The sequence below is a fragment of the Mucilaginibacter celer genome, assembly GCF_003576455.2.
Classification (GTDB): domain Bacteria; phylum Bacteroidota; class Bacteroidia; order Sphingobacteriales; family Sphingobacteriaceae; genus Mucilaginibacter; species Mucilaginibacter celer.
In genome coordinates, this window is record NZ_CP032869.1 from 5,933,983 (window position 1) to 5,958,400 (window position 24,418).

At 44.2% G+C, this 24,418-nt stretch carries 25 protein-coding genes; 9 read left to right on the forward strand and 16 right to left on the reverse strand.

What is annotated here, in order from left to right; genetic code table 11:
• The first annotated feature begins 352 nt into the window (after positions 1 to 352).
• From HYN43_RS24630 to HYN43_RS24660, 6 genes are all read left to right on the forward strand, one after another.
• Complete coding sequence (locus tag HYN43_RS24630) at positions 353 to 2,671, forward strand: PSD1 and planctomycete cytochrome C domain-containing protein (protein ID WP_119406553.1); 2,319 nt, start codon at positions 353 to 355, stop codon at positions 2,669 to 2,671.
• A gap of 5 nt (positions 2,672 to 2,676) precedes the next feature.
• Positions 2,677 to 4,134 (forward strand): DUF1501 domain-containing protein, encoded by a 1,458-nt coding sequence (locus HYN43_RS24635; RefSeq protein WP_119406554.1) that lies wholly within the window; start codon positions 2,677 to 2,679, stop codon positions 4,132 to 4,134.
• A 225-nt stretch (positions 4,135 to 4,359) separates the two neighbouring features.
• Positions 4,360 to 5,385, forward strand: a complete 1,026-nt coding sequence (locus HYN43_RS24645) for an NHL repeat-containing protein (RefSeq protein ID WP_119406556.1) — start codon at positions 4,360 to 4,362, stop codon at positions 5,383 to 5,385.
• 22 nt (positions 5,386 to 5,407) lie between these two features.
• On the forward strand, positions 5,408 to 7,564 hold the full coding sequence (locus tag HYN43_RS24650) for a c-type cytochrome domain-containing protein (protein ID WP_119406557.1): 2,157 nt from the start codon (positions 5,408 to 5,410) through the stop codon (positions 7,562 to 7,564).
• A 233-nt stretch (positions 7,565 to 7,797) separates the two neighbouring features.
• Positions 7,798 to 8,187 carry a cupin domain-containing protein gene (locus HYN43_RS24655; protein ID WP_119406558.1) on the forward strand — a complete coding sequence of 130 codons (390 nt, stop codon included), beginning with the start codon at positions 7,798 to 7,800 and terminating at the stop codon, positions 8,185 to 8,187.
• 349 nt (positions 8,188 to 8,536) lie between these two features.
• The gene (locus HYN43_RS24660) at positions 8,537 to 10,774 is read left to right on the forward strand and encodes a histidine kinase dimerization/phosphoacceptor domain -containing protein (protein ID WP_162996618.1); all 2,238 of its coding nucleotides are present in this window, start codon (positions 8,537 to 8,539) and stop codon (positions 10,772 to 10,774) included.
• A 23-nt stretch (positions 10,775 to 10,797) separates the two neighbouring features.
• Here HYN43_RS24660 and HYN43_RS24665 read toward each other — a convergent pair whose 3' ends face one another.
• On the reverse strand, positions 10,798 to 11,358 hold the full coding sequence (locus HYN43_RS24665; RefSeq protein ID WP_119406560.1) for an RNA polymerase sigma-70 factor: 561 nt from the start codon (positions 11,356 to 11,358) through the stop codon (positions 10,798 to 10,800).
• Between the two features lie 203 nt (positions 11,359 to 11,561).
• Between HYN43_RS24665 and HYN43_RS24670 the strand changes: the two genes are divergently transcribed.
• The gene (locus HYN43_RS24670) at positions 11,562 to 11,915 is read left to right on the forward strand and encodes a bleomycin resistance protein (protein ID WP_119406561.1); all 354 of its coding nucleotides are present in this window, start codon (positions 11,562 to 11,564) and stop codon (positions 11,913 to 11,915) included.
• A gap of 355 nt (positions 11,916 to 12,270) precedes the next feature.
• Positions 12,271 to 13,116 (forward strand): SGNH/GDSL hydrolase family protein, encoded by an 846-nt coding sequence (locus tag HYN43_RS24675; RefSeq protein WP_162996619.1) that lies wholly within the window; start codon positions 12,271 to 12,273, stop codon positions 13,114 to 13,116.
• Positions 13,117 to 13,122: 6 nt separating this feature from the next.
• On the opposite strand, the gene HYN43_RS24680 is transcribed toward HYN43_RS24675, so the two are convergent.
• From HYN43_RS24680 to HYN43_RS24730, 11 genes are all read right to left on the reverse strand, one after another.
• Positions 13,123 to 13,458 (reverse strand): hypothetical protein, encoded by a 336-nt coding sequence (locus HYN43_RS24680; protein ID WP_205589823.1) that lies wholly within the window; start codon positions 13,456 to 13,458, stop codon positions 13,123 to 13,125.
• A 287-nt stretch (positions 13,459 to 13,745) separates the two neighbouring features.
• Entirely contained in the window at positions 13,746 to 14,417 is a 672-nt protein-coding gene (locus tag HYN43_RS24685) for a TonB family protein (protein WP_119406563.1), read from the reverse strand.
• A 53-nt stretch (positions 14,418 to 14,470) separates the two neighbouring features.
• Positions 14,471 to 15,178 (reverse strand): peptidoglycan DD-metalloendopeptidase family protein, encoded by a 708-nt coding sequence (locus tag HYN43_RS24690; RefSeq protein WP_119406564.1) that lies wholly within the window; start codon positions 15,176 to 15,178, stop codon positions 14,471 to 14,473.
• Between the two features lie 8 nt (positions 15,179 to 15,186).
• Positions 15,187 to 15,558, reverse strand: a complete 372-nt coding sequence (rbfA, locus tag HYN43_RS24695) for a 30S ribosome-binding factor RbfA (protein WP_119406565.1) — start codon at positions 15,556 to 15,558, stop codon at positions 15,187 to 15,189.
• 101 nt (positions 15,559 to 15,659) lie between these two features.
• The gene (locus HYN43_RS24700) at positions 15,660 to 16,031 is read right to left on the reverse strand and encodes a hypothetical protein (RefSeq protein ID WP_119406566.1); all 372 of its coding nucleotides are present in this window, start codon (positions 16,029 to 16,031) and stop codon (positions 15,660 to 15,662) included.
• A 10-nt stretch (positions 16,032 to 16,041) separates the two neighbouring features.
• A complete protein-coding gene (locus HYN43_RS24705) occupies positions 16,042 to 17,268 on the reverse strand; it encodes an FtsX-like permease family protein (protein WP_119406567.1) in 1,227 nt (408 codons plus the stop codon).
• Between the two features lie 61 nt (positions 17,269 to 17,329).
• On the reverse strand, positions 17,330 to 17,968 hold the full coding sequence (locus HYN43_RS24710) for an MBL fold metallo-hydrolase (RefSeq protein ID WP_119406568.1): 639 nt from the start codon (positions 17,966 to 17,968) through the stop codon (positions 17,330 to 17,332).
• 63 nt (positions 17,969 to 18,031) lie between these two features.
• Entirely contained in the window at positions 18,032 to 18,556 is a 525-nt protein-coding gene (locus tag HYN43_RS24715; protein ID WP_119406569.1) for a Uma2 family endonuclease, read from the reverse strand.
• A gap of 56 nt (positions 18,557 to 18,612) precedes the next feature.
• Positions 18,613 to 19,242, reverse strand: a complete 630-nt coding sequence (locus HYN43_RS24720) for a SprT-like domain-containing protein (RefSeq protein ID WP_119406570.1) — start codon at positions 19,240 to 19,242, stop codon at positions 18,613 to 18,615.
• A 168-nt stretch (positions 19,243 to 19,410) separates the two neighbouring features.
• Complete coding sequence (gene feoB / locus HYN43_RS24725; protein ID WP_119406571.1) at positions 19,411 to 21,525, reverse strand: ferrous iron transport protein B; 2,115 nt, start codon at positions 21,523 to 21,525, stop codon at positions 19,411 to 19,413.
• Between the two features lie 10 nt (positions 21,526 to 21,535).
• On the reverse strand, positions 21,536 to 21,751 hold the full coding sequence (locus tag HYN43_RS24730; RefSeq protein WP_119406572.1) for a FeoA family protein: 216 nt from the start codon (positions 21,749 to 21,751) through the stop codon (positions 21,536 to 21,538).
• 558 nt (positions 21,752 to 22,309) lie between these two features.
• Here HYN43_RS24730 and HYN43_RS24735 point away from each other — a divergent pair.
• Entirely contained in the window at positions 22,310 to 22,741 is a 432-nt protein-coding gene (locus HYN43_RS24735) for a DUF1801 domain-containing protein (protein ID WP_119406573.1), read from the forward strand.
• A 58-nt stretch (positions 22,742 to 22,799) separates the two neighbouring features.
• Here the strand turns inward: HYN43_RS24735 and HYN43_RS30520 are convergent, their stop codons facing one another.
• The 4 genes from HYN43_RS30520 to HYN43_RS24750 all read right to left on the reverse strand — a co-directional run bounded on the left by HYN43_RS30520 (position 22,800) and on the right by HYN43_RS24750 (position 24,197).
• Positions 22,800 to 22,943, reverse strand: coding sequence for a hypothetical protein (locus HYN43_RS30520; protein ID WP_162996620.1), 144 nt, complete (start codon positions 22,941 to 22,943; stop codon positions 22,800 to 22,802).
• Positions 22,930 to 23,325 carry a VanZ family protein gene (locus tag HYN43_RS24740; protein WP_119406574.1) on the reverse strand — a complete coding sequence of 132 codons (396 nt, stop codon included), beginning with the start codon at positions 23,323 to 23,325 and terminating at the stop codon, positions 22,930 to 22,932. The genes HYN43_RS30520 and HYN43_RS24740 overlap by 14 nt, the downstream gene beginning before the upstream one ends.
• On the reverse strand, positions 23,326 to 23,706 hold the full coding sequence (gcvH, locus tag HYN43_RS24745; protein ID WP_119406575.1) for a glycine cleavage system protein GcvH: 381 nt from the start codon (positions 23,704 to 23,706) through the stop codon (positions 23,326 to 23,328). It abuts the gene before it with no gap.
• Positions 23,707 to 23,879: 173 nt separating this feature from the next.
• Positions 23,880 to 24,197 carry an ArsR/SmtB family transcription factor gene (locus HYN43_RS24750; protein WP_119406576.1) on the reverse strand — a complete coding sequence of 106 codons (318 nt, stop codon included), beginning with the start codon at positions 24,195 to 24,197 and terminating at the stop codon, positions 23,880 to 23,882.
• Between the last annotated feature and the right edge of the window lie 221 nt (positions 24,198 to 24,418).

The following is a 24,418-nucleotide window of genomic DNA, read 5'->3' on the forward strand; positions in this document are numbered from 1 at the left end:
AGCCAAACAAATAAGTTAATACAATAATGATGTTTGCTTAACTTTAACAGGGCGCATGGCTTGTATTACGGATAGAAGCGTAAAAGTATCCTGCCAATCCCCCCGGGCCGATACAAAACAAAAAAATCAACCCAATCAAAAATCAACAACTATCAAAATCGGTGTAATCAAATCCTTAATCGGTGTAATCCCAACAAAAAAAAACATCAATGTAAAAACATTCATACAAAATGTATATACATTGCCGTTTTGATTGTATATTGGGCCGGTAAATCCATTTTAAACACAACTATGTATTTGCAAATTGTAGTTTAAATTGTATAACTTTAAACAGTAAACCAATAATAAAACCATGTTCCGGCAATTGTATTATGTGTGGCTTTTGATAGCCGTAAGCATGCTGTATACGCTTTATTCCTGCCATTCGGGTGGCGGTGAAAGCAGCGAACAGCTTCCGGATACCATCAGCTATAACTTTAATATCCGTCCTATCCTTTCGGATAAATGCTTTAAATGCCATGGGCCGGACGCAGGTCATCGGGAGGCCGATTTAAGGCTGGATATTGCCGAAAGTGCTTACGGGGCTTTAAAGGATAACCCATCATCTCATGCTTTGGTACCCGGCGATCCTTTAGCTTCTGAGGTTTACCGCCGCATTTCTACCAAAGATACCACCGAGCAAATGCCGCCTGCCTCGTCAAACCTGAAAAGGTTATCTCCTTATGAAGTATCTCTTATCCAAAAATGGATAAAACAAGGCGCCAGGTATGAAAAACACTGGGCTTTTGTGGCTCCGCGCAATTACCCCGTTCCGCAGGTGAAGAATACCGGATGGGTTAAAAATCCTATCGACAATTTTGTATTGCAAAAAATGGAACAGGCCGGCCTGGAGCCCAATCCGGAAGCGGATAAAGAACGCCTGCTGAAACGCATTTCGCTCGATTTAACCGGGCTGCCGCCATCAATAGCTTTGATGGACGAGTTTTTGGCCGATAAAAGCCCCAACGCCTACGAAAAAATGGTGGATAAGCTAATGGCCAAACCCCAGTACGGCGAAAAAATGGCCCTGCACTGGCTGGATGTTGCCCGCTACGCCGATTCGCACGGGTACCAGGATGATAACTACCGTACGCAATGGCCCTGGCGCGATTGGGTGATTCATGCCTATAACGAAAACCTGCCTTACGATAAATTTATTACCTGGCAGCTGGCCGGCGATCAGTTGCCCAATGCCACCAAAGAACAATTGCTGGCAACCGGTTTTAACCGCAACCATAAAATAACCGAAGAGGGTGGCGTTATTGATGAAGAATACCGGGTAAGCTACGTAACCGACCGCACCAATACCTTTGGCAAGGCCATGCTGGGCATTACACTGGAGTGCGCCCATTGCCACGACCATAAATACGATCCGTTTTCGCAGAAAGAATACTACCAGGTTTATGCTTTTTTTAATAATGTGAAAGAGGTTGGCCTGCAATCAACCGTGGGAGGCCCCGAAACTTATGCCAAAAACCCCATGATGCAGATCAGCAATGAGGATGTTAAAAAGATACTGAAGTTTGTAAACAAGCAGGACACCGGCAAGCTTATCGTATCCATCATGACAGATAGCGACAAGGTGCGGCCAACCTATATCCTTAAACGGGGAAATTACGATGCCCATGGCGACGAGGTGCAGGCCGGTACGCCAAAATCGATACTGCCGTTCACCGGTAACTATCCCAAAAACCGCTTGGGTTTATCTGAATGGCTTTTCAATAAAAACAATCCGCTTACCGCCCGCGTGTTTGTAAACCAGCTATGGCAGGAGTTTTTTGGCAAGGGCATAGTAAAAAGTTCGGGCGATTTTGGCATGCAGGGCGATTTGCCATCGCATCCCGAACTGCTGGACTGGCTGGCGGTTGATTTTCGCGATCATGGCTGGAATATTAAACGCCTGGTGAAACAAATTGTGATGTCGGCTACTTACCGGCAATCGGCAGTGGTAACGCCTGAGAAGCTAAAGGATGATCCGGACAATACATTCCTGGCCCGCGGCCCGCGCGGCAGGCTTCCGGCCGAGTTTGTACGGGATTTGGTGTTAGCCAGCAGCGGCCTGCTTAACCCAACCATCGGCGGGCCAAGCGTAAACCCCTACCAACCGCCCGGCCTTTGGGAAAACGCAACATCGGGCAGGGGGCTTTTGGCCAATTACAAGCAGGTGCATGGGCCAAACCTGTATCGAAGGGGTATGTACACACTCATTAAACGTACTGTTCCACCCGCATCATTAGGGATTTTTGATGCCAGTAACCGCGATCAGTGCGAGGTAAAACGCCTGCGCACCAATACGCCTTTGCAGGCTTTGGTTATGCTGAACGATCCGACAGTATTGGAGGGTGCACGGGTTTTGGCAGCGAAGTTATTGCAGGATAAAAGCACATCAACAGAAAAAATAACCAAAGCGTTCCGGTTGATTTTAAGCCGGCACCCGCAGCAAAAAGAACTGGCTATTTTAACATCGTACTATAACGATGAGTTAAAAAGTATGAAAAATTCCGAAGCCGAAAAGCTGCTTGCCGTTGGCGAGTACCCGGTACCGGTTAACCTGGATAAAATAACACTGGCGGCGATGATGAAAACCGTGGATACCATGTATAACCTGGAAGAAGCCATCACCAAAACCTGAGCAACATGGAAAAAGATTTTTTAGAGAACAGGCTCAACATAAATCGTCGCAGGTTTCTTTCAAGGCTTAGTCTTGGGATAGGCAGCGTTGCGCTGGGATCATTGCTCATCCCCGATCTGTTTAGCGGCAAGGGCGATGAAGCAGAAGCCGATTTTATTCCCGGCATACCCAACTTTGCGCCCAAGGCCAAACGGGTGATCTACCTTTTTCAGGATGGGGCACCATCGCAACTCGAATCGTTTGATTATAAACCCAAACTGCGCGAAATGATGGGGCAGGAATTGCCGCCATCTGTACGTGGTAACCAGATCCTTACAGGGATGACGGCCAAACAGGCTTCATTCCCGCTGGTGGGTTCGTTTTATGATTTTAAGCAATACGGCGAATCGCGGGCCTGGATCAGCGATATGTTTCCGCACATCGGTAAAATTGCCGATGATATCTGCATTATCAAATCGCTCAATACCGATGCCATTAACCACGATCCGGCGCTTACCTTTTTTCAAACCGGGGCGCAGCAAGGTAACCGGCCAAGCATGGGTTCGTGGGTAAGTTATGGCCTTGGCAGCGAAAATAAAAACCTGCCTGCATTTACCGTTCTGCTGTCAAAAGGAAAAGGGAACGGGCAGGGCGTTTACTCCAAACTATGGAGCAATGGTTTCCTCGATTCCATTCACCAGGGCGTACAATTCAGCAGCGGCGAAGATCCGATTCTTTACCTGAAAGATCCCGAAGGCCTAAACCGCCACGAACGCCGCAAAATGCTGGATAAGCTGGCCGAACTGAATGATATGAACTACAAGGAGTTTGGCGACCCCGAAATAAACACCAAGGTACAGCAATACGAAATGGCCTACCGCATGCAAACCGCCGTACCCGAGATTATGGATGTAAGCAAGGAGCCGGATGATATTGTGAAAATGTATGGTCCGGAATGCCTCATTCCGGGCACTTACGCAGCCAACTGCCTGCTGGCACGCAAGCTATCCGAAAATGGGGTGCGTTTTGTGCAGCTCTATCACCAGGGTTGGGACCAACACAGCAACCTGCCACAGGAAATGGCCGGCCAGGCTAAAGATGTTGACCAGGCATCGGCAGCCCTGGTAACCGACCTTAAACAACGCGGCCTGCTGGATGAAACACTGGTAATATGGGGCGGCGAATTTGGCCGGACCAATTACAGCCAGGGCAAACTGGAAAAAGCCAACTACGGCCGCGACCATCACCCACGCTGTTTCAGCATCTGGATGGCTGGCGGCGGCATTAAACCCGGCATCGTATACGGCGAAACAGATGAGTTTGGCTACAACATAGTGAAAGACCCGGTACATGTGCATGATTTTCACGCCACCATTTTAAACCAGTTAGGTATCGACCATAAAAAATTAACATTTAAAAGCCAGGGCAGGCGGTACAGGCTAACGGATGTGGCAGGGAATGTGGTGAAGGGAATAATAACGTAAACCTCCCACTCGCTTTAGCCAACCCGTCATTGCGAGGTACGAAGCAATCGCACGGAGGCAAAGCGACCATGCAAATCTGCCCTGTAAAGTTCGCGATTGCTTCGTGCCTCGCAATGACGGGCCGGATAAGCAATCAAAAAATAGGTGTAATCATTAAAATCACCCAATATCGGTGTAATCAAAAAAAAAATCAGCGAAATCAACGCAATCATAAAAATCAACGGTATGGAAAGAAGAGAATTTATCAGGCACACATCAGTTTTATCAGCAGGCTTTTTTATAGCTAAGGACATGTTAGCAAAAGATAACGGACCAATTTACGGCCACGGCAATATGCGCTACCGCATGGATAAAAACTGGAGCAAGGCCGATTCGCAGAAAAACCCCGTGAACGATTGCCACGAGATGGTGCAGGACAAGAAAGGGCGAATTTTACTGCTCACCAACGAGACAAAGAACAACGTGCTTATCTACAATAAATCGGGCAGGCTGTTAAGCACCTGGGGGCATGATTTTCCGGGCGCACATGGCTTAACCCTGTTTAATGAAAACGGCATCGAGTTTTTGTTCATTACCGATACTGTAAAACACCAGGTTTACAAAACTACGCTGGATGGCCGTATTTTGATGACCATTGATGTGCCTTTAGAAACAGGAGTGTACAAAAAAGCCGAAGAGTTTGTACCTACCGAAACTACCATAGATAGCAACGGCGATATTTTCATAGCCGATGGCTACGGTGCACAATACGTTACCCACTACGATAAAGATGGTAAGCTGAAAGGTTTTTTTGGTGGTAAAGGAGAAGGCGACGAGCATTTGGATAACGCCCACGGCATTGTGATAGACAGGCGTTACGACACCCCCACCCTGCTGGTAACCGACCGTACCCGCAACTGCTTTAAACGCTTCAGTATGGATGGTAAATTACAGGAGGTGATTAGGTTGCCCGGAGCCTGCGTTTGCCGCCCGGTAATAAAAGGCGATCATTTATATGCGGCCGTACTCCGTTCGCCTAACCTCAACAGCGAAAATACCGGCTTTACCACCATACTTGATAAAAATAATAAAGTGGTATCCAACCTTGGCGGCACCGAGCCTGTGTATACCGATGGCGTACTGCAGCCAATGGCCCAGGCCGAAAAGATCTTCCTGAACCCGCATGATGTTTGTGTGGATAATGACGAGAACCTGTACGTGGCGCAATGGGCATCGGGCAAGGTGTATCCTTATAAATTTACCAGGGTTTAATTAAAACGAGTAGCGGGTAAATATGAAAAGCAGCCATAAAGGTTTTGCCGAAGGGGCATTGTTTGCCCTTAATATTTTTATTGTAGTGCTGCTTATTGCAGGCGATAGCTTAGTTGTACCCCGTTGGTTACAACCGGTTGGCCGTATGCACCCGCTTATTTTGCACTTCCCCATTGTAATACTGATGCTGGCCATGGTGATGGAGTTTTTCCGTTTCAGGCCGGAATTTGCTGCCGAAAAGCTGTATCAAACTTTTACCAATTACTTATTGGTTCTGGGTGCCTTGCTCTCGTCAATAACGGTGATCATGGGGCTATTCCTCTCGCGCGAGCCGGGTTACGAGGGCGATACCCTGCAATGGCATAAATGGTTTGGAGTGAGCGTGGCTTTTGTGGGCTACGCTGTTTATCTTATCCGCAATACATCAAAATATACCATCACTTTTGCCAAAGCCGGGGCGGTTATAACGGTGCTTTGCTTATTGATAGCAGGTCACCTTGGCGGCAACCTTACCCACGGGCAGGATTTTGTTTTAGGCCCCGTAATGGATAAAGGCGCTAATACTGTGCCGATAGATGAAGCTTTGGTTTATAACGATGTGATTAAACCCATATTTGAGGTAAAATGTCAAAGCTGCCATAGTGCCGATAAAATGAAGGGTGGCTTAATGCTTACCGATTCGGCCTCGGTAATGAAAGGCGGCAAAAGCGGTAAGCTATTTATAGCCGGCAATCCGGCCATGAGTTTGCTGATGCAACGCGTTCACCTCCCCGAAACAGAAAAGAAACATATGCCTCCCACCGGCAAAATGCAGTTGAGCGACAATGAAAAACTGCTGCTTTACCTGTGGATAAAAGGCAAAGCGAAGTTTGGTAAAAAAGTGATTGATTTGCCCGGCAACGATTCGTTACGTACAATAGCTGCTACCTTTTTAAAGCATGCCGAAGCAACCGAAGATGTTTATGATTTTTCGGCGGCCAATGAAAAGGATATTCAAAAACTTAATAACAATTACCGTTCGGTTTATCCCCTGGCCAGCGGTTCGCCTGCGCTGGCGGTAAATATCTACAATAAAACCACTTACAGCGGCAAAGTTCTGGACGAGTTAAGCCCGATAAAAAAGCAGGTGGTATCGCTCGATCTGAACAAAATGCCTGTAAAAGATGTTGATTTGAAAATCATCGCCAAATTTGAAAACCTGCGTAAGTTGATTCTTAATTTTAGTGATATAACTGGTGGTGGTTTAAAAGACTTGTCCGGATTGAAATATCTCAAAAGCCTGTCAATCGCCGGTGTTAAATTGGGTAGTGATGACATTAAACAAATTGCTGCGTTGAAAAACTTAGCTGAGCTGGCCATATGGGATACGGGGTTAAATCCTCAGGATATCAAATCTCTCCAAAAACAAAACCCCAAACTAAGGTTGCTAACAGGTTTTAAAGATGATGGCCGGGTGATGAAGCTTACCAGTCCGCAGTTAAAAGATGCCGCGATTATTTTTAAACAGCAGTATAATTTGCAGTTAACTAATCCCATTAAAGGCGCAGAGATTCGTTATACAACAGACGGCAGTGTGCCCGATAGCATTCACGCCGCAACCTATAAACCAGGCATTGTATTTACGCAAAGCGCGGTAATAAAAGCACGGGCTTTTAAAGCCGGATGGCGTGGCAGCGATACCGTACAGTTTAACATCTATAAATGTGCGTATACGCCCGATATTATCAACTTTGTTCAAAATCCGGATGATAAGTACAAAGGCGATGGCGCTAAAACCATTATTGATAAAGAACTTGGCGGAGGCAACTTTGGTAACGGCAAATGGATTGCTTCGCAAAAAGATCTGGCGGTGATGATGTGGTTTAACAAACCTGTCGATTTGCATTCGGTTGCTTTGAATGTGATGCGCAATACCGGTCCGCAGATTTTTTTACCTGCCGAAGTGGAGGTTTGGGGAGGGACAGATCAGAGTCACCTTAAACTGTTGAGCTTACTCAAAACTGCTCCCGCTAATAAAACAGACGAATTTGGGTTGATTCCGTTGGAATGCAAGTTGAAATCTCCGCAGCAGGTATCCTGCATCAAACTGGTAGCCAAACCGCTTAAAAGTGTGCCTGCCTGGCATCCGGCCAAAGGCAAACCTGGTTGGGTATTTATGGATGAAGTGTTTTTGAATTAAGCTTTATCTGAATATTATTCCGCGCAAAGGCGGCGGGCCGCAAAATTTTTGTTTGGATAGTTAATTGATAGAAATACGCTTTCTTCTGGTTTTGCGCACGCTATTTTATAAAAGGTGGTTTCTTTTAATTCACAAAAAGTCCGCTTCACTCCCCTTTCTGCTCGGTTAAACTATTTATTGATGGATAACAAATTTCGCTTCTGCCATCTTTGTCTCAACAAAACATCAATAAAATGAAAAAGAAATTTTTAACCGGCATAGTTGCAGCAATTGTATTTGCCAATACTGCCATAGCTCAGCAACCAGGCATTAAACGCACCGAACTTCAACGCCATGATCTTAGCATCCCGGGCCATGAAACAGTACAGGCCCGGATAGACTTTGCGCCCGGGACCGCATTTGGTAAACACAAACATCCCGGCGAGGAGATTATTTATGTACTTGAAGGCTTGTTGCAATACCAGGTTGAGGGCAAAGCTCCCGTAACCCTTAAAGCCGGCGATGTATTATTTATTCCCGCCGGAACCGTGCACACCGCAAAAAATGTGGGCAATACCGAAGCAAAAGAACTTGCGACTTATGTTGTTGAAAAAGGAAAACCGCTTGTGGTATTAACCAAATAATTTTGGCGTTAAACCGGTTTGCGCCGGTTTAACCTGTTTTAATGCGACCGATTATCCATAGTTGATACATCAACAGCCATGTTTTGTACATTGTGCAAACCGGTGTAAACAATCATTTTCGGCCGCCCGTTTAATTATTGTTAAATACACACGCAAAGCGCGGCTAAAATCCGAAACCGAATCATAATAATACACAAGCAATTGAACTTTAATAAATTACCTGCATTTGTTTATTCACTCAGATTAACACATCAGATTAAATATGTTAAATTTATAAAAAGATAGCATGCATAAAGGCTCAAAACCAAAAAGGAAACGGGCAGGTGGAGCACTAAAACACAAACTGATTATGCTCTGTTTGTTTTTTATCAACACGGCAAACGCGCAGGAGATTACCCGGCGCCATGTTGATTCTTTGCTTTCACAAGGCAATGTTTCTGGTTCGGGAGCTTACAGCCTTGCATCGATATTACAACTGGCCGAGTTTTTTAGTCATCTGCGGCATCCTGAATCAAAGCAATTAGATAGTGCAGCTTATTTTATTAACCAGGCGGGGCGGCTTAACCAGCTTTCGCCGCAGCCCGAAACACATTTTCGTATTGCGCTGATCCGGTCGGCGCTTTATAAAGCCCGTGGCGATCTTAAAAACGGGCGCTTCCTGCTTGAGCAAACCATAGCCGAAATTAAACAAGCCGGCAACCTGCCGCTGCTTGGCAACGCTTATTTTGAATTATCAGAATACTACAGCCAGGATTTTTTACAGCAAACCATGCTTGAGCGGATCAGGATTCTTAACCTGGCCGCAGGCGCGTTTGAACATACCAATCATTTGGTTGATTTGGCCCGGTGCTACCGACTATTGGCCGATCTGCATCATATGATGAATAACTACACCCTTGCCTTTGTTGAAGCAAGAAAAGCCTTAGCCTATTACCGCCAGGCGCACTATACCGAAACCCAGGGTCTTTACGCCTTGCTGGGCCGGCTTTATTACACCCAGGGAGATTACAGGAAAGCTATCGATTATCAACTATCGGCCCTGAAAATAGCCACAGCAAGCAGCGCTGATAACGTAAGGCTGATATGCCAGATCAATAATAACCTTGGCTATGATTTCATAAAGCTTGGCGATAACCCCAAAGCCATCAGTTACTTTTCGCGCGCTTTGGAAATTGCCCGTCAGGAAAAGGATAATGCTACCATATACCTGCTTGCCGGCAACATTGTTGATGTTTACCTGCACATGAAGCAGCCGCTTAAGGCAAAAGCTTTTTTAACGCAGGTAGCCCAAAAAACTGTTTATCCTAAAAGCAAATTGTATGAAGGCGGCGACGAGGTGAGCCAAACCTATTTAAAAATTTACCTCGCCCTAAAACAATATACCACCGCCAAACCCTATTGCGATAACCTTGTAGCACAAACCAATAATCCTAATCTTAATATGTATGCCCGCAGCAGCTATTACGAGCTGATTATTAAGTTTTACACAGCAACCGGCCGTTTCCCCGAGGCCTTAAAATACCTGAATCTTAATAAAGAGTTGTTGCATAAAATAGGTAATGACAATGACCTTGGCACAAACGAGGTACTTTGGTTTGGTTTGGATACCACGCGGCAGCAATATCAATCGGCCATACATCATTTAATATCGGCCAATACCATCAAAGATTCTATTTTCAGCATGGCTAAAAGCAGGCAGATAGAGGCTTTGCAAATAGAATATGAAACCCGGCAAAAGGAAGCAAAAATTAATCTGCTAAGTCAGAAAAGCAAGCTCGAGCAAGCTAACTTAAAGCAGGCCATCCTGGTTAAAAACCTTACTATAGGCGCCATATTTTTATTGCTGGTGATAGCGGGCCTGTTGTACCGGCAAATTATGCATAAGCAAAAAAGTAACGAGGTTATTACCTCCAAAAACACCTTGCTCGAAGATTTGCTGCAGCAAAAGGAGTGGTTGTTGAAAGAAGTGCATCACCGGGTGAAAAACAACCTGCAAATTGTGATGAGTATCCTCAATACCCAATCGGCCTATTTGCAAAACGATGTGGCGCTCGAAGCCATCCGCGGCAGCCAGCATCGTGTAAACGCTATCGCACTGCTGCACCAAAAATTGTATAACAGCGCTACAGTGGCATCGGTATCCATGCCGTCATATATTACCGAGTTGATTGATTACCTGAGCGATTCGTTTGATACAAGTTACCGGAAAATTAAAATTAAGCAGGTATTAGATCCCCTGAACCTTGATCCTGCCCTGGCTGTACCCATAGGTTTAATTTTAAACGAGGCTATCACCAATGCCATAAAATACGCTTTTGATAACAAAGGAGGCGAAATTACAGTGACCCTTATGGCGGGCGGCGACGGAACTGCGGCATTAAAAGTAGCGGATACAGGCCGGGGCCTCCCGCCCGATTTTGACTTTGGCGAAGCTAACTCACTGGGTATGGAAATGATGAAAGCACTTGGTAAACAGTTAAAGGGGAAATTTAGTATAGAAAACGCATACGGCGTTACGCTGATGCTAACCTTTCCGATTGAACAGGGCGTGGAGAAAATACCCGAGGAAAATGAGTTTTTTAATTAGCGTTCATTGCTGCAGCTATTGCACTAAAAAAGCATATAGCTCACGTGCTTCAGCACCTGTCGTAATTTTTCGAGGGCGATGCTCATCTGGCGCTCTACAGTTTTGGGCGATAGGTTAAGCTGTACAGCAATTTCGCGGTATTTCATATCGCTAAAGCGGCTCAATACAAATATTTCGCGGCATTTTTCGGGCAGGGTAGCTATGGCCGCTTCTATTTGTAAGGCCAGTTCCTTTTCTTCAAGGCCGTTTTCGAGGGTGTTACGCAACTCATCAAACAGGTTGTTTTTTTCGAGATAGTTAACGTAAAGGTTTTCTATTTTTTGGCGCTTGAGGTAATTAAGGCTGCGATTTTGCACCATTTTAAAAAGGTAGGAACTTACCGAAGTGGCAAAATTCACTTCGTGCCCGCGTTCCCAAAGCTGAGTGAATACATCGGCGGTTATTTCTTCGGCAATAGTTAAATCGTTTACAAAACGGTTGGCAAACAAGGTTAGCCGGGTATAATACAGTTTAAACAGGGTTTCGAATGCTCTGGCATCACCCCGTGTAAATGTGGTTATAGGTAGCTTGTTTTCGGGAACCATTAATATTGCCTTTAATTAATCCGAACACTTTTTAAAAAACTTTAACAAGTTACAAAAAAATCGTCGCTGTATCAAATTTAATATGGAAATAATAAAAACCTAACTAAAAACATTTTGTAAAAAAGAAGTTACGCCCAATATCAACCTTGCATTTCATCATAAAGCCGAATAAATTGCTTTACACCTTATAATAATCTGCAACAATGTTTAAACGATCAACCCCGGTACTGGCTTCAATTGATGAGGCCAAAACAATAAACTTTTACACACAAAAATTAGGTTTCAATTTTGTAGTGAATCACAATGGCTACCTGATATTTGAGCGCGATGGGATCCATGTACATCTTTTTCACTGTTCCAACCCCGATGAGTGCCGCAATATGGGCTGTTATATTTACGTAACCGATATTGAAACCCTTTATGCCGAGTATCAGCAGGCAGGCATTGTCCATCCCAACGGCCCGCTAAAGATGATGCCTTTTGGTTTGCGGCAGTTTGCTGCGGTGGATAACAATGGTAATATCTTTTATTTTGCTGATTTTGAACCGTTGATTTAGGTGATTACGTTGATTTGCTGATTTTTTCTTTTGGGGATTACACGATTGATTTTTGATTATACCGATTTTGACCGTTGATTTTTTTGATGACGTTGATTTCGCTGATTGATTGGTCTGAACCCGAATTTTTAGAATTAAGAAATTAACAGAAGGCAAAGCAAATTCGATAAATTCTAATAATTCCTTAAAATTCCGGTTCAGACAAATAAATCCTGCTATCACACGAAGTCCGGTTCATAAAAAATATTGAGTTAACCTTAAATAAATTTTTTTCGTAAAACGGAGATAAACATTGTAGTTTTATGCTATGCTTTTGTTACAAAGGCATAGTAAACAAACCCCCACTAATACCCGGATGAAATTGAGATTAAAACTTGTACTGCTATTGGTTTTGATAGCGATAACCGGTTTTGGTTTTTACTTGTACCAGCGTTATTCGCTGGAGAAACGCTACTCCTTTACCCCCGAAAAAAAGCACAAAAATAACGTGCTGAGAGTTGGTATAATTGGCGATAGCTGGGCTACGGGCATCACCATTGATACCATTATCAGGGATGAGTTTTTAAGGCGCGGTATTAAAACTGAAGTTATTTCGTTTGGCCAGCCCGAAGCCAAAACCAAACAGATTTACGATAATTTATACGCAAACCCCGATCAGCCTTATTCAAGCTACGAGATATTACATCATAACCTTGATTACTGCATTATTTTGGCCGGCACCAGTGATGCCGAGGGCGAAATGGGTGCAAAGTTTTATGCCTATTATTGTTCGCTCATCATCAGTGACCTGGCCCGAAACAGTATCGAACCTGTTTTTGTAACCATGCCCGCATTCGGCTTTAAGGAGGAGACAGACAGCCTTGACCTGCTTAAAAAAGTTCGCAACGAGGTTTCATCCCTATTGATAGATAATGGCAGTACCCGCAGCCTTGATGAATACCGTAAACAGGCCGGCGAAATGTTGAAGGATACACACCTGAAAGATTCGAGCATAGTGGTGCCCTTTAACCTGGTATGCGATGATTACGAAAAACATAAGATCCTTTACCGCAATACCGGTCACCTTTCAACCGTTGGCAAGCAAAAAATGGGCAGGCTGATAGTTGAATATATTTTAGAAAAAGAAAAGGCCGGCCAAAAGCAATCTTCCGACAGCAATATTGTTGAAGCCGCACAGTTAAAGAAAAACAAAAGGGCCTGATAAGTTTTATGCGGCCATGCTTTCCAGCTTTTTAATATTCCTGTAAACAATATAAAGAGGCATAATCCCAAAAATTCCGAAGCAGCAATCTATCAGCCGCCAATAAACGGGGATGCCCCTAACCGGCCCGGCAATAAAAGCCAGCGGGAACACCATTACACAGGCTATCATGCCAAACTGAATAACCCAGATGTTTTTAACCGGATCTTTCAATGGTCCCACAAACACCAGGGCAATAACCAGGTGAGCAAAGGCCAGCCAGTCGGTGCCATAAGCAAGATATGGATAAGCCTGGTTGGTGGTTTTTACGGCAAGATAGACCTGGGTTATCCAGGCTTGCATAAAATTGGGAAATACGGATGAGTGGGTAGCCAGCCAGCTCGGTTTGGATAGGGAAAGCAGTAATGCCGCTTAGTACAAGCCCAGTAATAAATACAATTACCCAGGTTTTCACCCGTTTGCGAAGGATAGGTTCGGTTTTCATAATGCCGGCAAATTACTGAAATTTTAGTTGGATAAGACTCCGGTTAAAATATGTTTTCAGTATTTATCGAAAGTTTAGAAAGTTGCGTCTGCAAAGGGAATGTAGGAGCGTAAATGAACTTGTGTTTGACGGTGCTGTTTTTGTATTAGTGAGCGCAATATTTATTGATAAAATTATCGGCCTTGTTACTGCCTATATTCCGGATAAAATTCCAGTCGCGGCAGGCACCGGGTTTATCACCTTGTTTAAATTTTTCGTTGGCCTGGCTTAGCAAATCGCTCACAAAATCATCATCATAACCAAGCTGTTTTTTTAAGCCGATGATGATCGCTTCTTTGGTGGTATCGGCTGTTCCCTTGTATTTGTTGATGTAATAATTGGTAACCGCGTTTTCAAGCGCTTGTTGGGCCTTATAACCGGCTATGGCACTCTCCATATCGCGGATGTTTGCAGGGCCGCAGCGGGCCGGATCGGGGTCAAAACGGATGGGCTGAATAAGGACGGTGTTAAAATTATACCCCGCCGGGATGGTCCACTGCCCGGAGGTAAGGTTAATCACCCGTAAAGCTTCGTCGTCCAGATCGATACCCGGGCCTTGTTGCACCGTTGCATCATGTACAACGCCTTCTTTTGTTAGTTTAAAAGATACGTTAACGGTACCTGCAATGCAGTTTTGCCGCGAATATTCGGGGTATACTATCCCGGCTTTCAAAAAATCGTTAAGCGCCTGCTGCCCGCCTTTAAATGCAGGTTGCTGGGCCGCAGCCAGGCCGGCAGTGAGAAACAATGCGATATAAATACAACCTGCTTTAAGCATAGTATAAATATCGACAATAAATTGATGAATATGTTTGGATTTAAACTATTGTTCTATATAGCATTAACGGCATCGGGAAACCCGAGGATCAAGCCCGGATCAGGAATGTTTTGCTGCCACATTTCTTTTTCAGAAAACTTGCAAACACCTGGATAATCGCCCCTCCTGCCTTCCAAATCAAACATCAATTGAAAATGGAGATGCGGCGGCCATTGGCCATTTTCGTCAATATTGCCTAATGCCGCTATTTGCCGGTTTCGGGATATGGGCATGCCCACCGATAGATTATGCAGGCTTTCGCGGGTTAAATGGCCGTATAAACTGTACAGTGTAAGTCCGTTTAAATTATGCTGTAAAATAATAGTGGGGCCATAATCGCCAACGTGGTTATTATCCTGGTAGCTGTGAACAATACCATCTAACGGGGCATAAACAGGAGTCCCGGCATCGCCCCAGATATCTACCCCCAGATGCAAACGCCGCGGTTCATCCCCGGTATCAAAATGGCTGCTGAAGGCGTAAATGGTGCGATGCTCCATATAGCCGCCAACGCCATACCGGCAATTGTTATCGCGAAGCTTATGATTAACCCATTGGCTAAACAGGCCTGTGTTATTGATGAGCTCCGCGGTTAACTCATTATTGGCAGCGGTAAGGTCAGGTTGAAAAAGATGATCGTGAGTTGCATCAAAATCAACCACCTTGCCAATGGCACCTGGATTATTCCTGATATAATCAGCCAACAGCGTATGCCTGTTCATAAATGCTGTTATTCGGTATCAGGCTGGCGTTCTTCCTTGCTTATCTTGTCAAAAATTTTGTCCATGCGTTCTACGTACTCACTGGTATCGTCTATAAAAAATTCAAGCTGAGGGATAATCCTTACCTGGTCTTTAATGCGGGCACCCAGTTTGTACCTGATTTCGGAAGCGTGCGATTTGATGGTATGCAAGGCTGTTTGCACATTGGGGTTACCCAAAAAGCTTAAAAATATACGGGCTATGGCCAAATCGGGCGTTACACGTACTTTGGTTATGGTTACCAGGGTGTTGGGCAAATAGTTCATGCCTTCGCGCTGAAATATTGCGGCAAGGTCTTCCTGTATTACTCCGGCAAATTTTTGCTGACGTTTTGATTCCATTGGTTGTAAGTTAACGCCGATAAGGCAGATGTGTATTTAATGCTTAATGCCCGGGCCTGGACTATTGTTTCAGGCTTTTATTAACAATGCGGCAGGGAGTGTTAGTTACACACATCCTGCGGAATTTCTTTGGTTATTTTTATTACTTTTTTTACTACAATGGTGCTGTCAAACTCAGAGCCCATCCCTATTTTGCCCGATTTTGATTTGATGCCCTCTACCTCAACATAAACAGGTTCGTAAGGTTTTTCAAAATTGAGCTGAGAATATTGCAGCTCGAGTTTTGCCGAACTGTCAACAGCCCAAAACTCCTGCCCGCTATCGCAATCTTTAAATGATTTTATTTCGGGACCGGCACTGTACAAGCCTTTGTAAACAACTAACTGGTTGTTTTTATCGTTGTTATTATTACAGGCATAAACGGCAATAACCACAAGCAGCAACACTAAAACTTTGATATACCTTGTACCCATAATGGCAAATTTACAAATCCTGTTTTATTTCGTCCAATCCTTTAATACTTAAACGGGCACTGATACCTGCTGCAATCACCGAAATTCCTCCAACGGTTAGCAGCACCAGGCCAAAATCCTTAAGCCGCAGATCAACCGGGTAAGCATCCAGTACCGACATCCGGGAACCCATTTTTATCAGTCCGTAACGCTGTTGCACCACGCAAAATATAGTACCCAGCACAATACCTGCTACGCAGCCTATCGCCGTAATCATCATCCCTTCAAAAAAGAAGATGCCTTGTATGAGGCTTTTATTTGCGCCGAGCCCGCTTAAAATGGCAATATCCTTGCGCTTATCAATAACCAGCATGGTTAACGAGCCTATGATGTTAAATATTGCGATAATAAGCACAAAGGTAAGGATCATGTAAACGGCCCAGCTTTCGTAATTGAGGGTTTTGTACAGTTCGCCGTTTTGTTCCCTGCGGTTTTTTACGGTAAAATCCTTTCCTATTTTTTCGGTGATACTTTTTTGAACCGCATTAAGATCAGTGCCTTTTTTATAATTGAGCTGGATGGATGAAACATTTACCGGCTGATCGAGCAGATCGCGGGCAAACTCGATGGGGGTTACCGCGATATCATCAAATTCCTGCTGAATGGCAAATACACCCGAGGGATTGATAGAACGCAGCACGAACTCGTTTAGCGGATTGGCCGAGTTTTCGGCATCGCGCCGGGGCGAGTAAATAATTATGGGCGAAAGCTGGTCATGTACGTTAATGCCCAGGCTGCCCTGTATGGTAGCGCCTATTACGGCCATAAATTGCCCCCCGCTTTTCAGGGTGAACGAGCCGCTGGCTATGGTGCTATCCAGTTGTTTGTTTTTTAAAAAATCGTCGCTTACACCCATAACTGTTCCTAAAAAGGGCCTGTCGCCGTATTTGATCAGTACTTTTTCCTGCAAAACCTCGGTAAACGAAAACAGGTGAGCATCCTGGTGCAGCGCCTTGAAGTAGGGTGTATTGGGGTTAAAGGTTTTGCCAAGCTTGGCCTCAATCTTAATTTCGGGCGTAAAATTGCTGTATAACGACAGGATCACCTTCTCGAAACCGTTAAACACCGACAGGATAATTAACAGCGCCGCACTACCTATCAATACCCCCAGCATGGAGATACCCGAAATGATATTGATAGCATGCATTTTTTTGCCCGAAAACAGGTAACGCTTTGCTATGTAAATAGAGGTGTTCAAATTGTGGCGGGGTTATGCGTTCAGGTTGTATTGCTTTAATAAAACGTTGCTAAGCTTTAAACTAAGTTAAAAACGGATTGTTTTGTTTTTCGTAACCGATAGTTGTTGAGGGGCCGTGACCGGGATAAACCGTAACATCATCGGGGAGGGTAAAAAGTTTGGTCTCGATATTATCTATCAGTTGTGCAAAGTTGCCGCCCGGTAAATCGGTGCGACCGATGCTTTGCCTGAACAACACGTCGCCCCCTATCAAAACCTTATCTTCCTGGTTATAAAAACACAAATGCGCAGGCGAGTGGCCCGGGGCAAATATTAAATGTAAAGTTGTATTGCCAAATTGAATACTGCCGGTTTCGGGTAAAAACTCATCAGGCATGGGCGAAACCTCGTACCTGAAACCCATGGAAGGCGCGTAGGCCACAACCGAGGCCAATACTTCCGATTCGCCCTGGTGAAACTTAGGCTTTAATCCGTATTGATCGAAAATAAATTTATTACCCAATACGTGATCGATATGGCAATGGGTGTTGAGCAGGTGTACCGGCCTAAGGTTATTATTTTTGATGAAAGCGGTAACCGTATTTTGCTCGGGCCCGGTGTACATGCCCGGATCGATGATTACGCATTCGCCGGTTTCATCGTATAGGAGATATGTATTTTCCTGGTAAGGGTTATTTACAAACGATATAACTTTTGCCATGCGGTAAAAGTACGGAATAAATTGGTTAGGGAGTGAATACTAGCTTTACAACCCGGGCTTAGATCACAAATTAAAGCTGCACCCCAAAACGTCCGAGGTGATTTTCCCTGCCAACTCATAAACAAGCTCATATTGACGGGCTTCATTCAGGGCAAACATCACCACTTTTTTATCTGCAGGATCAATAATGAAATATTCTTTCACACCTGCTTTTTCGTAAAGGTTTTTCTTTTTTAACGTATCGTGGATGCGGTTGCCTGAAAGAATTTCGAAAACAACATCCGGTGCGCCATAAATGCCGTCCTTGCGGATGATGGATTTGTTTTCATTTAGAATTACCAATACGTCTGGCTGCAAAACAGATTGTTCCGGTTCAAAATAAACATCTGCCGGGGCGTGCAAAATAACGCCTTTGCCTGTTTCTTCGAGATAATTATATAGCAGAGCCGAAAGCTTTACAGAAATAAATTGGTGATCGGTATTAGGTGCCGGGGTCATGATCAATTGGTTATACAACACTTCGCACCTTGTCCCCTCCGGCAGCATCCGGTAAATATCGACAGCAGTTGCAGGGATGGTAGCGCTCATGTTGTAAATGCTTTTATGCTAATTTAGTTAAAAACGGCTTAAATAAAAAACTATTACTACGCCGCCGTAGCCCCTTCAATCAGCTCTACCTCTGCAACCGGGCTAAACAAATAAATGCGCCTTGTCGCTATCTCGGTACATTTAAACCGCTTGCGCAATTTCTCATCTTTTCTGAATACGCGGCCATCCTTCAACTTAAACAAGGCCTTAAGCGGAATTTTTTCAACCGTCAAAATAGCTTCGGAAGCTTTGGGTGGATCGTATTTACGCAGTGCCCGGTACAGGTTTAAATCTGAGCAGCTTGATGCTGCCGGGTTATCCAAATAGCTTACTATTGCTTTTTTAATATCCACAGGGAAAATGTCCTTTTCAAAAAAGGGCTGCATCATTTTTTTGAAGTTGTTTTTCCACTCGGTACCGTGCGGTTTGGCTTTTTGCTTGTGCTCGTTCCAGGTGTGCAGGTGTGCAAATTCGTGTACTGTTGTTACCAGGAAGGCGTAAGGGTTAAGATCGTAATTAACCGAGATGCGGTGCCCTTTACCGCCATAAGGCGACCGGTAATCGCCAAATTTACTGTTGCGGTTGCGCGAAATTTTAAACTCGCATTTAAAGTAGTCAATCCACCGGGCAATAAGCGGGGCTGCTTGTGCCGGTAAATATTTCTCTAAAATTTTTACTTTATCCAATGTTTACCTCAATGCAAATATAAGCTTTTTGTGGTTCATGGTAGATAGTTCATAGATCATAGTTTTTGGAGAGTTCATATTGATAGATCATCATTCATAGTTCCGGCAGAAGTAAGAAATCATTCTTCCTGCCATGAACCATTAACGATGATCCATGAACTACAAACCCTACTTCAACCAGTGATATACAATAAACGAAGCCGTATAAGCCAGCACAGTCATATAAGCAAACTGCGCGGCGGGCCAGCGCCAATCCTTGGTTTCGCGGTAAACCACGGCCACCGTACTGGCGCATTGCATAGCAAAGGCATAAAACATCATGAGCGAGAAGGCTACAGCCAGCGTAAACACCGGTTGCCCTGTATCGGGATTTTTAGCCTCGTGCATTTTTTCCTGTACCGGCTGCAGTTCATCTGCATCGCCCCCCACGCTGTAAATAGCGGCCATGGTGCCTACAAATACCTCGCGGGCAGCAAACGAGCTGATGAGGGCTATGCCTATCTTCCAGTCGAAGCCGAGTGGTTTGATAACCGGCTCAATAACATGACCGAATACGCCGGCATACGAGTTTTCCAGTTTTTCGGAGGCGATAACCTTGGTAAGGCTATCGGGTGTCATGGTTTTGGTGTATTGAGGTTGGGCGTACTGTTTATCTATCTGTGCAAACTTATCGCCGGGGCCATATGATTTCAGCACCCATAGTATAATGGATACGGCAATAATCACCTTGCCGGCTTGCAGCACAAAAGTTTTTGAACGATCGTACATGGTAAAAATCACGTTTTTCCACCTTGGCATGCGGTATACCGGGAGTTCCATAATAAAGTAACCCCGTTCGCGGGCTTTAAGCACAAACTTCATTACAAAGGCAACAATAATGGCCGAGAAGATGCTGAGCACATACATTGCTGTAAGCGCCAGGCCCTGCAGGTTAAAAATCCACCATACGTTGCGGTTGGGTACAACCAGGGCAATTAACAGGGTATAAACCGGCAGGCGGGCCGAGCAGGCTACCAGTGGGGTTACCATAATGGTAATCATCCTGTCTTTCCAGTTTTCGATGTTGCGGGTACTCATGATAGAGGGCACTGCACAGGCAAAGCCACCAATAAGCGGCACTACCGATTTGCCGTTAAGACCCACCTTACGCATCACCTTATCCATCATAAAGGTAACGCGCGACATGTAGCCGGTATCTTCTAAAATTGATATGAGGGCAAACAGGATGGCTATTTGCGGCACAAATACCAGCACGCCGCTTAAACCGGCCAAAATACCATCTACCAAAATGCTGGAAGCCGGGCCCGGAGGCAATGCTTTGGTAGTAGCGCCCTGAAGCCATACAAACAGATCTTCGATGAGCGACATGGGGTAGGCCGACCATGAAAAAATAGCCTGGAATATAAACAGCAGTATGGCAAAGAAAATTACAAAGCCAAACACTTTGTGAGTAAGGATCTTATCTATTTTATTACTCACCGTTTCGTCGTGGGCAGTTTCGGGCCGGGTAACAGTGTCGTAAAGTAAATCATTAATAAAATTGTAGCGGGCCACGGTTTCGGTGGCCTGGGCTTTTTGCGAGTGGAACCCGTGCTCATGCTCCAATAGCTCAATCCGGTCGCTCTCGGTAGCTGAAAGATAGCTGAGGGTTTCGTGCTGGTGGGCCAGTTGCAGGGCGAAGTAGGAGTTTTCAACCTCCATTTCGGTTTTTATCTGCGCGATGATGTGGGGGGCTATGGCCTCCACGTCGATAGTATCCTGCTGTAACGCTATTTTATTGGCATGGGCAATAGCGCCTTTAAGTTTATCAATACCCTCGGCTTTGCGTGCCGAAATAGGCACTACAGGCACCCCTAATTTTTTGGCAAACAGATCAACATTGATTTTAATGCCGGCCTTTGCGGCCACATCCATCATGTTAAGGGCTACAATTACCGGTATTTTAAGATCGGCAATCTGGGTATAGAGCAGCAGGTTGCGTTTAAGGTTGGAAGCATCAAGGATGATAACGATTAGATCGGGCATCAGGCCCTTTGATTTATCGGCGAGTACCGAAAATACGATAGATTCGTCTTTACTTTTTGGGTAGATGCTGTAGGTCCCGGGCAGATCAACAATTTCGGCCGTGCGGCCATCCGGTAACTGGCAGGTGCCGGTTTTTTTATCAACCGTTACCCCCGGAAAGTTTCCTATTTTTTGATTTAGCCCGGTGAGTATATTAAACAGAGTTGATTTACCGGTGTTGGGGTTTCCTACAAGTGCAACTCTTATATCGGCGTTCAATGCTTACAAGTTATTGCAAAATGATGGTTGAGGCTTCAAATTTACGCAGGCTAAGCTGGTAGCCCGATACGCTGATGGCAATAGGATCGCCAAGGGGGGCAATGCGCGAAACACGGACTTCCTCGCCCGGTAAACAGCCCATCTCCATCAGTTTTACCGACATCTCGAGATCAGTAAACTCCTTTACAATACCAACTTCGCCTATTGCTAACTGTGACAGCTTCATCCTATAAATTTAAAACAAGGCAAATGTAATCTTATTTATAATAAATCCAAATAAGATGTGCGTTTATTGATGAGCGGAATGTGCGGTTTTTACGTTAATCACGATACTTTGAATTACAAATGACAGTAACCGGCCTATTTATGCGCAGCTAAAACCACTGTTCCAGTTTTAAAGGTGGAACACTTCGGGTATTTTTGAAAAATGGAACACCTGATAATCAGTATGTTGTGTTTTGTTGATAATCGCTAAAAGTTAAACTGGAACAACTTGCATCTGATAATCAATGTATTACGGTTTCCGAAAATAAAAACTGGAACACCCGTTTTTTGAAAGTGGAACGCTGACAAAATCCTGTCACCAAATATTGCTATCCGGCAATCTCTTTCAATTAAAATTGAACGCCTGTTAAGAAGCTGTTTAAAAACGATTCAAAAGAACTGCTATATCTCCTCGCAATGACGGCTTTTTTAAACAGCTTGTAAGGAAAAAGTCTTAATCATTAAAAATAAACCGAAATTTAAGCAACAAATTAAGTAAACCCATATTTCAATATTTGATATGAACGTACAGGACGCAATCAAGGAGTATATTAACAGCCAGGCCGAAAAAAAGCGTAGTGATATGCAAACCCTGCATGCACTCATACTTAAAGTATTGCCCGAAGGTAAATTATGGTTTCTGGATGGTAAAGACAGTGAGGGTAAAATTTTAAGCAACCCCAATATAGGCTATGGTGCTTATACCATAAGGTACGCCGATGGAACAACGAAGGAGTTTTACCAGGTTGGCCTGAGTGCAAACGCAACAGGTATTTCTGTTTATATTATGGGTATTGAAGATAAAACCTACTTAAGCCAAACGTTTGGAAAGGAAATTGGCAAAGCCAAGGTTACGGGTTATTGCATCAGGTTTAATCATTTAAAAGATATAAACACCGATGTACTTGAAGCCGCTATACGATACGGGTTTGAGACTACAAGCCAAAATTAAGCTTCGGGCAATAAGCGTTTCCCAATGTTGGGTATAAAAAAACTGCCCGGCTTAATACTTAGGCAATAGTATATTGATGCCCGGCAACAGCTTTAACTTTACCAAAATGCGGGCATCCGCAGCCTTTGTGGAAAATGCCGCATGATGAGGCCGTCATCAAGGTAAGTACGCCCAATAATATGATCAGTTTATTTTTTTTCATTTTCAATTGCCCAAACGGTTAACATCACACCAAAAATAGCCATACATGAACCCAGCACATCGCAAAACAGGTCGTTCCAGTCGGCTGTGCGCCAGGTAAAAAACAGTGATTGCAGTACTTCTATCAAGGCACCATAAAAAATGGAGACTGCCAGTACTATAATTGCCTTTTTATACGTAAAAGGGGCCGGTTTTTGTTGCCTTATGATGCCAAAGCATAAAAGCACAGTCATGGTAAAAAACAAACCGCAGTGGGTAAGCTTATCAAAACCGGCAAAAAACACCGGATCCTTATCTATTTTATCGATATGGATACCGCAGATATATAAAACAAATAAGGCCCACAAAAAAGCGGGCCCATGATATTTTAAAAACAGCTTCATTTATACGCCGATAACGGTTTTATAATCGTCGGCAGATAAAAGGGCATCAACATCGGCAGCATCGGCAACGGTAATTTTTACCATCCAGCCTTCGCCGTAAGGGTCGGTGTTTACCAGGTCGGGTTGGTTGTTCAGGGCCGGGTTAACTTCGGTTACTGTACCGGCAACAGGCATAAACAGGTCTGATACTGTTTTTACCGCCTCAACGGTGCCAAACACGTCGTCTTTACCCACCTCTTTACCTAATGAGGTAATATCAACATAAACAATGTCACCCAGCTCGCTCTGCGCAAATTCGGTGATGCCTACGGTAGCAACATTGCCTTCAACCTTTATCCACTCGTGGTCTTTGGTGTATTTTAATTCAGCCGGAAAATTCATGTCGTTATGTTTTTTGTGCTCAAAAATAGTAAAACTTTGGTTTTTGCAATCAGCAAATTGCTTTTAAATAACAATAGAACGAAAAGCCGGCGAAAATTTTGACGCTCTTTTTTTGATTGTTGATGCCGATGTTAAAATTATACCATTTTTTTGCAGTAAAATCAATAAGGTTTCTATTTCTCACGGATATTATCGGCCAGCCCTCCAAAAAGCGAGGTGTACAATTTCCAACTTGGCCAATTTACCTGGTAGATGGATTTCTTTCCCTCGTTGGAAGCTATGATAAGGCCCGCGGCGGCCATTTCTTTTAAATGATGCGAAACCGTGGCCTGCGCCAGTGGCAACAGTTCAACAATATCGCCGGTAGTGCAGTTTGGGTTTTCGGATACGATACGCAAAATGGCGATGCGTGCCGGATGCGACATGGCCTTGGCAACCATCGATATCATTTGATCTGTTGAAGTAAACTCTTCCTTTTTATGAATAGCCATGTGATAAAATCCCCTAAAGATACTACGCCCGGTGCTTATTCACCAACAAATTGATGTTATCATTTTGCGTTTGCCAATCCGGCAGCAAATAAATAAATGCTTTATGAAGAAAAGATGAGTGATTGATTTTTGTTAAATCTAATATCTAAGATATTCGATATGATAATACTATCTTAATATAGATTTAACGCGATTGGGGTAGTTTTGCCGCATCATTAAAG